This window comes from uncultured Chryseobacterium sp. (assembly GCF_936933875.1).
In the GTDB taxonomy this organism is placed as follows: domain Bacteria; phylum Bacteroidota; class Bacteroidia; order Flavobacteriales; family Weeksellaceae; genus CAKZIK01.
This window is the reverse complement of record NZ_CAKZIK010000068.1, coordinates 62,228-72,614: the sequence shown is the minus strand read 5'-3', so window position 1 is coordinate 72,614 and position 10,387 is coordinate 62,228. Positions and strand designations below refer to the sequence as shown.

The following is a 10,387-nucleotide window of genomic DNA, read 5'->3' as shown; positions in this document are numbered from 1 at the left end:
AATTTTTAGAAAAAGCTTCAGAAGAGAGAATATCAAAATCAGTTGCGAAAAACTTTCAGATAAATATTCCAGAATTTATAATCTTCTGAAATACAATTGTCCGTCCGGAATTATTTACACTAGAACCCGACACGAAGCCGAGAAACTTTCAAATTTTCTAAAAAATAAAGGCTTAAATAACGTCGACTATTACCACGCCGGGCTTTCATCAAAAGAAAGACATCAAAAGCAAAATCTGTGGCTAAAAAGTGACAGAAACGTGTTAATTTCTACTAATGCATTCGGAATGGGAATCGATAAAGAAAATGTGCGTTTCGTCATTCATTTGTCGCCTTCCGCTTCCATCGAAAATTATTATCAGGAAATCGGAAGAGCAGGAAGAGATGGTGCGGAAAGCTATGCTTTTTTGTTTTGGGATGAACAGGAACTCAAAAATATCGATAATATTCTTCACCAACAAATTCCTTCCAAAGAAGAATTCCTGAAAATTATCACTTATATCTACTCCACTTTTCAGGTGGCAGAAAATGATTTGCCGGAAAATATTTTTCAGCTCGAAAGACAGCGAATTCAGAATTTCACGAAATGTTCTTCCGCAAAAATCAATAATGTTCTGAATTTCCTTCATCATCAGGAACTCATTTATTTTAATAGCATGAAATCACTCTCAACACTGGAGCTGAAAATGAGACATGAAGAAATAGATTTGCTTCCCAAAAAAGACAGTCATTTCATTGAACTTTTGCTTCGAAGTTTATCAGGAATCAGTTCCCACAAAGTTTTTTTCAGTGAAAATAATTTATCAAATAAATTGGGAATTGATGCTTTGCTCATTAAAGAACGAATTAAAGAAGTGGCGAAAAAAGGGTTTGTTGAATATATTGACGGCAGACAAACGAGCATCAAGTTTTTAAAACACCGCAACGACCATTTGATAACAGGAAAATATTGGAAAATTTTTGAGCAGATTCAGCGCAACAAAATCCATAAATGGGAGGAACTGAAATATTATATTAAAGACGAGGATTATTGCAAAAACAGACTCATCCTTTCCTATTTTGGTGAGAAGAACGCGAAAGACTGTGGTAAATGTTCCGTTTGCGAAAGAAAAAAAGACCATTTCTTTGACAACAGAATTGTAACGGAAATTGTTGATTTATTAAGCAAAAGACCATCAACATTGGAGGAAATTTCCGCGCAGCTCAATTTTCATAAAAAAGAAAAAATCCTGGAAGAACTCATCAACCTTCTTGATTCAGGAAAAATAAAAATGCTGAATTTCAGAACCTATACTTTGGCTTAAAGGTTTGTGAAGTTTATCTTTGCACTATGAAATCATTGAAAGTCGTTTTCTTCGGCACTCCCGAGTTTGCAAAAAATTCTTTAGAAGCTATTCATCGCTCCAATCACGAAGTTGTTGGAGTTGTAACCGTTGCTGACAAAGCAAGCGGAAGAGGTCAGAAAATCAATCAATCGCCTGTAAAAATTTTCGCCGTCCAAAATAATCTACCTGTTTTTCAGCCTGAAAAATTAAGAAATCCTGAATTTTTAGAGCAAATTAAAGAACTTGATGCCGATGTTTTCGTAGTTGTAGCTTTCCGAATGATGCCGAAAATGCTCTTCGAAATGCCAAAACTTGGAACTTTTAATCTTCATGCTTCACTTCTTCCCGATTATCGCGGAGCTGCGCCAATTAATTACGCTATCATTAATGGAGAGCAAAAAACCGGCGCCACAACTTTCTTCATTAATGAAAAAATTGATGAAGGAAATATTTTGCTTCAAGAAGAAATTGAAGTTTTAACCAATGACAACGCAGGAAGTCTTCATGACCGTTTGATGGAAATGGGCGCAAAATTGGTGGTAAAAACTTTGGACGGTTTAGCCGAAAATACGATTTCAGAAGTTCCGCAACCCAATGTTGCTGAACCGAAAAATGCTTTCAAAATATTTAAAGAAGACACGAAAATTCACTGGAATAATCCATCTGAGACGGTTCATAATTTCATCCGCGGCATGTCGCCATATCCTTGTGCATTTACGACTTTGAAAATTGGTAATGAAGAAAAATCTCTGAAAATTTACAGTGGAAAATTTGAATTGAATAACCACGGAAAAGCAGTTGACTCACTGGAAATTGATAAAAACAGCTTTAAAATTTTTACTGCAGACGGAATTTATTTTCCGGAAGAACTTCAATTGGAAGGTAAAAAAAGAATGCCTGTAAAAGACTTCCTAAACGGCTTCCGCAATTTTGACGAAATAAAATTGGCTTAATTTCTTAAGCCATTTTCTTTATAATTCAACCATTTCGGTTACTTCTACATCGTAACCTCCGACTAAAGGTTTCAGGTTCGGATTTTGCGTAATCACACGGAATTTATTAATTCCCAATTTTTTCAAAATCTGAGTTCCAATTCCGTAATCTCTGAAATTGGAAGCCAAAGTTGGACGTTTTACTTCCCCATTCTGGAAATCCAAAAACTGCTGAAGTTTACGCATCGTATTTTCAGAATTAGAAACATTGTTGATGAAAATAATTGCGCCTTTTCCTTCTTCGTTAATTAAATTTGTTACCCTTTCCAAAAGTGGTTTTTCGCCCGCAATTAATCTATTCAAAACATCAAAATAAGAATTGGAAGCTTGCACACGAACGAGAATCGGTTCATCTTCCACCCATGTTCCCTTCGTTAAAGCAAAGTGAATTTGATCTGTACTACTTTCTTTAAAAGCGAAAAAATCGAAATCTCCGTAATGCGTTTTTACTTTTCTTTCTTCAATTTTTTCAAGCAAATCGCCCTTTTTCAGTTGGTAATGAATTAAATCCTCAATCGAAACAATTTTTAAATCATGCTTTTTAGCCAGTTCAATCAATTGGGGAAGACGCGCCATAGAACCGTCTTCGTTCATGATTTCACAGATAACACCACCTTCTTTCAATCCTGCTAATTTTGTTAAATCAATCGCAGCTTCAGTATGTCCGGCTCTTTTCAAAACACCTCCTTTTTTGGCTCGTAACGGAAAAATATGTCCGGGACGCATGAAATCCGATGGTTTCGTTTTTTCGTCCATTAAAGCTAAAATAGTTTTAGAACGGTCGCTTGCTGAAATTCCGGTGGAAACACCCTCACCTAATAAATCCACAGAAACGGTAAAAGCCGTTTCTTTTGGGTCGCTGCTTCGGGTTACCATGATATCCAAACCAAGTTCATCACATCTTTTCTCAGGAAGCGGCGTACAAATTAACCCCCTTCCGTGGATGGTCATAAAGTTGATAATTTCAGGAGTTGTCAATTCTGCAGCAGAAAGGAAATCGCCTTCATTTTCACGGTCTTCATCATCAACAACAATGATGATTTTTCCGTTTCTTAAATCGTCGATTGCTTCAGGAATTGTATTTAGAACAATATCAGACATTTCTTTTATTAAATTTCCGCAAAGATACTAAAACAAAACGCTATAATTATTGATAAAAAGGGAAATAAGATTTTTGAGTTTCAAAAAATTTTTTAAATTTGCAAACCCAAATGGTTCTTTGGCCGAGTGGCTAGGCAGTGGTCTGCAACACCATCTACAGCGGTTCGAATCCGCTAGGAACCTCAAGTATAAGCGTTTGATTTTCAAACGCTTATTTTGTTTTTTGTGTTAAACATTGCGACTTTAACATTTCTTTAACTGTTCTTTGGTTTCATTCTTGAGATATACACTACATCAATAATAAAAAGCTAAATATTTTTAGGTTTTTTAGAATCAGTAACTAAAATTTAAAATTATGAAAAATATATTATTAGCAGGAGCCGCGTCAGTTTTAATGTTGACAGCCTGTAAGAAAGAAGATACCACTGCTCAAAAATCTTTAGAGCAAGAAAAAATAGAATTTCAGGCAAGACAGCTGGAAATTGAAAAACAAAAATTAGCAATCGAGAAAGAAAAAATTGCTTTCGAAAGAGCGAAAGACAGTATTGCTAAAGTAGAAAAAGCAAACCAAGCCAGTATTGCATCGAACAATAGAGCTGCAACTACCAATACCAGAGTTATTGAAAGAACTGTTTACAGAGATGCGCCAAGAAGAAGCTCAAGCTCAGGAACTTATGCTAATAACAGCGGAAGTGGAACTTACAATGGTTCTTCTGCAGGAACAACTCAAACCACGCAGAGACAAGGTATGAGTAAAGCTGCGAAAGGTACGATTATAGGTACTGTAGGTGGTGCTGCAGCAGGTGCTATTATCAATAAAAGAAATCGTGGTGCAGGTGCTGTAATTGGTGGTATCGTCGGTGGTGCAACTGGTTATACTATCGGTAGATCTGCTGACAGAAAAGACGGTAGAGTTCAATAAAAATAAATCTAATTCTATATAACGAAAGATTGCTTATTTTTAAGCAATCTTTTTTTATGCTGTATATCCTGTTTTCAACGATTGTAATTCTTCCTGTTTTGGCAGGAATTGGGCATCTGGTTGAAGATATAATGGGAAAATTATTTCGAGGACTTTCATCCAAAGTTTTAACCGGAATTTTTGCGACGACGCTAATTTGGTGTGTGTTGGCATTTTTTCTTCCGTTGAATATTTATATTGAAGCCATCACAGTTTTAATTGGACTTGCAGCGTTTTTTTATTTTAGAATTTTTGAGGAATTTTTTGAATTTTTAAAGCAATACAAGACGTTTTCGGTTCTTGCGTTAATTACAATATTTTTCGGTTCGTACTACCCTTTTATTTTGGATTATTTTGGATATTACGTTCCGACGGTGAAATGGATTTCCGAATTTGGCTTAATTAAAGGAATTTCAAATCTTGATATACTTCTAGGACAAATGTCTTTCTGGCATTTTATTCAAGCGGGATTTTCCAATTTTTCTGACCCTTTTTTAAGACTCAACACCATTGTTCTGATTGTTTATTTGATTTACATTTTCGAAAAAAAATCATGGCTGCACCTTTTAGTTTTTCCAGTTTTATTTCTGTTTTCACAGTCGCCAAGTCCGGATTTGCCGGTTATTGTTTTTTCTTTAATTGTTCTGAATGAAATTCTGAAAGAAAATCAAAACACCGCACAACTTTTTGCATTTTCAGTATTTGTTTTTGCAATAAAACCGACGATGATTTGGCTTCCAATCCTGTGTTTTTTATATGGATTAATCATTCGGAAAAAGAATCTTAATTTTGTTTTGCTTGGAATTCCTGTTGTCTTGATTTTTATCTTTAAAAACATCTGGACGTTTGGTTTTCCGATATTTCCTGTGCAAATTGGAGATTTTGGAATTTCTTGCAAACCCAATGCAGAATTGCTTCAAACCTCAGCAAAAACAGCTATTGAAAAAACATACAATCTTCAGTATAAATACAGCGAAATCCAACAGTTTTCCACTTTTGATTTTATTAAAAACTGGCTTTTCCTGGACGGAATTAAAGGAAAGATCCATTGGCTTTTTATTTTGAGTTTGTTAGGGTTTCTGATGTATTCCATCAAAAAAAAATCAAAAATAATCTGGCTGATTTTCATTTCTGTGTTGATAAAAAGCATTTTGGTACTTTTATTTTCTGCACAGTACAGATTTTTTATTGATGTTTTCTTTGTCATCGCCATCGTTTTATTGTTTGAAAGAATTCAGAAGAAAACTGCTTTGATTGCTTTCAGTGGACTTTCATTTATTATTTTATTGTTTCTGTCGTTCCCAAATTTGTTCAAAAAAACAATTCCAAGTTTTAGACTAAGCAGTTATATGATGGGATTTAATCAAAAACAATTCATCGAACCTTCCGGTTTTGCTCTGAAAAAGTTTAAATCGCATCAAATCGGAAATCTAAAATTCAACATTGTGGAAGGTTATCCGTTCAGTTTTGATACGCCACTTCCTGCTATTTCTCCTGAGTTCATCAAGGAAGATTACGAAGCAGAAATTTTCCCGCAAATGACTTCAAATCATTTAAAAGATGGATTTCACTGGAGAAAACTTAGTCCGGAAGAAAAACAGAAACTCGGAGAAATCCTGAAAGGAATCAATCCGAAATTCCTGAATCAGGACTAGGTTTAGGGTGATTTTTTCGTTCTTTTCACTACATTTGTTGCATGTTCACATTAGGAAATTTTCTTAATCTTTCGACATTTGGCGAAAGTCACGGTTTAGCTTACGGCGGAATTATTACCAATTTTCCGGCCGGTTTGGAAGTAGATTTGGATGAAGTACAGCATCAACTCGACCGCAGAAAACCGGGACAAAGTGCGATTGTTACTCAAAGAAAAGAAAGCGATACCGTAAAATTTCTTTCAGGAATTTTTGAAGGCAAAACCACCGGAACTCCCATCGGTTTTATCATCGAAAATGAAAACCAAAAATCAAAAGATTACGACCATATTAAAAACGCATACCGTCCTTCTCATGCAGATTTCACGTACGACCAAAAATTCGGAGTCCGCGATTATCGTGGTGGTGGAAAATCTTCTGCCCGCGAAACGGTTAACTGGGTTGTCGCAGGAGTTTTGGCGAAACAAATTCTGCCCGAAAATGTAGAAATCAATGCTTATGTATCTTCCGTTGGCGAAATTTTCTGTGAAAAACCCTATCAGGATTTAGATTTCTCAAAAACCGAGAGCAACGAAGTTCGTTGTCCTGATGCTGAAACAGCAGAGAAAATGATTTCAAAAATTAAGGAGATCAAAAAAGAAGGAAATACCATTGGCGGAACGATTACCTGCGTCATCAAAAATCTTCCGGTAGGAATTGGCGAACCGATTTTCGGGAAACTTCAGGCGGAATTAGCGAAAGCGATGCTCAACATCAACGCCTGTAAAGGTTTTGAATATGGAAGCGGATTTTGCGGTGCAAAAATGACCGGGAAAGAGCACAACGATTTATTCAACGAAGATTTTTCAACAAAAACAAATCTTTCGGGTGGAATTCAGGGTGGAATTTCCAATGGGATGGATGTTTATTTTCGAGTAGCTTTCAAACCTGTTGCAACGATTTTAAGACCGCAGGACAGTGTTGACAAAGACGGAAATCCCGCTATTGTTGAAGGAAAAGGAAGACACGATCCTTGCGTTTTGCCAAGAGCAGTTCCCATTGTTGAAAATTTGGCGGCTTTTGTACTGGCTGATTTATTTTTGGTGAATCAAATCAGGAAGATTTAATGTGACTAAAATCACAGATTACAAGCGGTAAAACGCTGTAAATTTGTAGAAAATTTTAGAAATGAAAAATTATTGGGACAAAGCCATCAGTTTTGAAGAGTATATGAATGTTGCAGAACAAAGAATCAGCAACAATCCCGACAAAAATGATGACCATCAGGAATATTATGAGTTGGGACTTCAGAGAATGAACCGTACTTTGAAAACCTTTAAACTGGATGAAAATCAGCTTGAAATTTTAAATTCTAAAAATTTTGACGGCAAGATTTTAATCATTTCCGAACCTTGGTGTGGCGATGCAAGTGCGACTGTTCCTGCAGTTTCCAAATTTTTTGAAGCGGCCGGAAATGAAGTGAAAATTTTCCTCAGAGATTCAGATACGACTTTAATAGACCAATTTCTGACCAACGGAACACAATCTATCCCAAAAGTCTTAATTTTGAACGAAGATTTAACGTTGAAAAATTCTTGGGGACCAAGACCAAAATATGGTTTGGAATTGCTGAAAAAATTTAAAGAAAATCCTGAGGCTTATCCAAGAGAAGAGTTTTACAACGATTTACAGGTATATTACGCAAAAAACCGTGGCAAAGATGCCATCGACGAAATTTTAGAATTAATTTAATTGATGATTAAGAAAAACCTCATTTATCTTTTATTAACGGCTTTTTTGGCTGTTGTTGCTTTTGTTCCGTCAGTTCGAAACACTTTGAAAGACCTTTTCTTTCCCGTTGCCGAAATTGAAAATGCAGTTACCGTTTCCGATGCAGATTACGATGTACAGCTGAAAGGAATCAACGTTCCCAGTACGAATTTGAAAAATTTTAAAGGCAAAAAACTGGTGTTCCTAAATTTTTGGGGAACGTGGTGTCCTCCTTGTCGCGAAGAATGGCCTACAATCCAAAAATTATATGACGGCAAAAAAAATGAAGTGGATTTTGTTTTGATTGCGATGCAGGACAAGGAAGAAGACGTCATTAAATTCATGAAAGAAAATAATTATACAGCACCGGTTTATATCGCTCAAAGTCCGATTTCTGATAAAGTTTTGCCGAAAGTTTTTCCTACCACTTATCTTCTCGATAAAAACGGAAGAATCCTTATGAAAGAAGACGCTTCGAGAGACTGGAATGCACAGTCTGTACACGATTTCATCAAAAATGTACAGCAGTAAAATTTAAGTTTTAATTAACTAAACCTCAACAAATATTGGCAAACAATTTGTTTAATTTTGGCTTGTAAAAAATTTATTTTAACACAAAATGAAATACTCTAAAGTTGAACTTTTGAAAGAAGCTATTAAACACAAAGGCTTCATTGCAAAAATTCCCGTAGTTTTCCGCATGCTGAAGGCATGGACCAAAGGAAATTATCCTGTAAAAGGCATGGATATGTTGCTTCCTGTTATCGGATTAATCTACGTAATTTCTCCAATCGATTTGCTTCCGGAAATTCTGATTCCGTTTGTTGGAACGCTTGATGACCTTGCTGTTTTAATATTCGTAATACCGAAACTGATGAAAGAAGTGGACAAATTCCTGCTTTGGGAAGGTTTGCAGAAAGAAGGCATCACGACGATTGATGTCGAGGAAATAAAATAATTTCAAGAAATACAGAGAAGTCCCGGGAATTTTTTCCGGGATTTTTTATTTGAATCAAGTAAAACCGAAAATTCAAAAAAAATCAGGAAATTTGCGCCGTGAAAACTCTTATCTCCATCATCGGAACCACCGGAATCGGCAAAACCAAACTCGCTATCGAAATTTCAAAACATTTTGGAACGGAGATTATTTCGTGTGATTCCCGACAATTTTTCCGAGAGATGAAAATTGGAACAGCGGCTCCTTCTAAAGAAGAACTTTCCGAAGTACAACATCATTTCATAGGCAATCTTTCGGTGGAAGATTATTATTCCATTGGCCAGTTTGAGAAGGATGCGATTCAAAAAATTGAAGAAATTTTCGAAACTCATGACATAACGGTTCTTGTTGGTGGAAGCATGATGTATGAAAAAGCGTTGATTGAAGGATTAAATGATTTACCCGAAGCCAACGAAGAAAATCAAAAAAAACTTACTGAAATTTTAGAAAACGAAGGGATTTCTTCACTTCAAAAACTTTTGCATGACCTCGATTCGGGATATTTTAAAATTGTTGACAAAGACAATCCAAGAAGACTTTTACGCGCCATTGATGTGATTTGGCAAACAGGAAAATCTTACACCGAAAATATTGCAGAAAGCGTTCAGGAAAGAAATTTTAACGTCATTAGAATTGGAATTGAAGCATCGCGGGAAATTATTTACGAAAGAATAAATCAAAGAGTAGATTTGATGATGCAAAACGGACTTTTAGACGAAGCGAAATCATTGAATCATTTAAGAAATAAAAATTTAGCTTCACTGAATACAGTTGGTTATTCTGAGCTTTTCAAATATTTTGACGGGGAATGGGATTTAGATTTTGCAGTTTCAGAAATCAAGAAAAATTCACGCAGATTTGCAAAAAGACAATTAACGTGGTATCGAAAAGAAGACAACATTCATTGGGTGAGTTTTGAAAATCCCGTGGAAGAATCGTTATCTTTGCTCCAACAAAATTTGAAAATTTGAAAATGCTGTGCGTTTTCTTGCCTCGATTTCATTTTCAAATCTTCAAATTAATTAGTTTTCAAATTAAAAATTATGGCAAATACCCCTTCAAATATGTTGGAATTAGGAACAAAGGCTCCTTTTTTCGAACTTCCAAATCCTTCAAAAAGCAATGAAGTTCAGTCTTTGGATGAACTAAAAGGCGAAAAAGGAACTTTAGTGATTTTCATGTGCAACCATTGTCCTTTCGTGCTTCACGTGATTGATAAACTGAACGAACTTTACGAAGACTACCACGAAAAAGGCATCGAATTTATCGGCATCAACGCTAATGATGTTGAAAAATATCCTGCAGATTCACCGGAAAAAATGGTTGAATTTCAGATAGAAAGAAAATTCGATTTCCCTTATCTGTACGATGAAAGTCAGGCTATTGCTAAAGCTTACGACGCAGCTTGCACACCGGATTTTTATTTCTTTGATGACAAACTGGATTTGGTTTACCGCGGACAAATGGACGATTCCCGTCCTGGAAACACCAAAGAAGTTACAGGTGAAGATTTAATTATCGCTTTTGAAAATCTTTTGGCAGGAGAACCGCAGGAAGAGATCCAAAAGCCAAGTATGGGTTGCAATATTAAGTGGAAAGAATAAAAAAGAT

General features: G+C 35.6%; 11 protein-coding genes and 1 tRNA gene. 11 read left to right on the top strand and 1 reads right to left on the bottom strand.

Translation table 11 applies throughout. The features are described 5' to 3' along the window. Both Q0252_RS09505 and fmt read left to right on the top strand, forming a co-directional pair. Positions 1-1,303 (top strand): helicase-related protein (locus tag Q0252_RS09505; protein ID WP_297985639.1); only part of this gene is annotated, 1,303 nt, incomplete at its 5' end. 26 nt (positions 1,304-1,329) lie between these two features. Further along, complete coding sequence (gene fmt, locus Q0252_RS09500; RefSeq protein ID WP_297985637.1) at positions 1,330-2,277, top strand: methionyl-tRNA formyltransferase; 948 nt, start codon at positions 1,330-1,332, stop codon at positions 2,275-2,277. Positions 2,278-2,295: 18 nt separating this feature from the next. Here the strand turns inward: fmt and ribB are convergent, their stop codons facing one another. After that, positions 2,296-3,417: a 3,4-dihydroxy-2-butanone-4-phosphate synthase gene (gene ribB, locus Q0252_RS09495; protein ID WP_297985635.1), complete on the bottom strand. Its 1,122-nt coding sequence runs from the start codon at positions 3,415-3,417 to the stop codon at positions 2,296-2,298. A 112-nt stretch (positions 3,418-3,529) separates the two neighbouring features. On the opposite strand from ribB, the gene Q0252_RS09490 reads away from it, so the two are divergent. The 9 genes from Q0252_RS09490 to Q0252_RS09450 all read left to right on the top strand — a co-directional run bounded on the left by Q0252_RS09490 (position 3,530) and on the right by Q0252_RS09450 (position 10,380). Next, positions 3,530-3,600, top strand: a tRNA-Cys gene (locus Q0252_RS09490). Positions 3,601-3,772: 172 nt separating this feature from the next. Then, complete coding sequence (locus Q0252_RS09485; protein WP_297985633.1) at positions 3,773-4,339, top strand: YMGG-like glycine zipper-containing protein; 567 nt, start codon at positions 3,773-3,775, stop codon at positions 4,337-4,339. 56 nt (positions 4,340-4,395) lie between these two features. Further along, positions 4,396-6,033 (top strand): hypothetical protein, encoded by a 1,638-nt coding sequence (locus Q0252_RS09480; protein WP_297985630.1) that lies wholly within the window; start codon positions 4,396-4,398, stop codon positions 6,031-6,033. A gap of 41 nt (positions 6,034-6,074) precedes the next feature. Continuing rightward, entirely contained in the window at positions 6,075-7,136 is a 1,062-nt protein-coding gene (gene aroC, locus Q0252_RS09475) for a chorismate synthase (protein ID WP_297985629.1), read from the top strand. Positions 7,137-7,197: 61 nt separating this feature from the next. After that, positions 7,198-7,761, top strand: coding sequence for a thioredoxin family protein (locus tag Q0252_RS09470; protein ID WP_297985627.1), 564 nt, complete (start codon positions 7,198-7,200; stop codon positions 7,759-7,761). 3 nt (positions 7,762-7,764) lie between these two features. Further along, a complete protein-coding gene (locus tag Q0252_RS09465) occupies positions 7,765-8,310 on the top strand; it encodes a TlpA disulfide reductase family protein (RefSeq protein WP_297985625.1) in 546 nt (181 codons plus the stop codon). A gap of 88 nt (positions 8,311-8,398) precedes the next feature. Further along, on the top strand, positions 8,399-8,737 hold the full coding sequence (locus Q0252_RS09460) for a YkvA family protein (protein WP_297985623.1): 339 nt from the start codon (positions 8,399-8,401) through the stop codon (positions 8,735-8,737). A gap of 98 nt (positions 8,738-8,835) precedes the next feature. Beyond that, positions 8,836-9,747 (top strand): tRNA (adenosine(37)-N6)-dimethylallyltransferase MiaA, encoded by a 912-nt coding sequence (gene miaA / locus Q0252_RS09455; protein ID WP_297985622.1) that lies wholly within the window; start codon positions 8,836-8,838, stop codon positions 9,745-9,747. Positions 9,748-9,819: 72 nt separating this feature from the next. Next, the gene (locus Q0252_RS09450) at positions 9,820-10,380 is read left to right on the top strand and encodes a thioredoxin family protein (RefSeq protein WP_297985620.1); all 561 of its coding nucleotides are present in this window, start codon (positions 9,820-9,822) and stop codon (positions 10,378-10,380) included. The last annotated feature ends 7 nt before the right edge of the window (positions 10,381-10,387 follow it).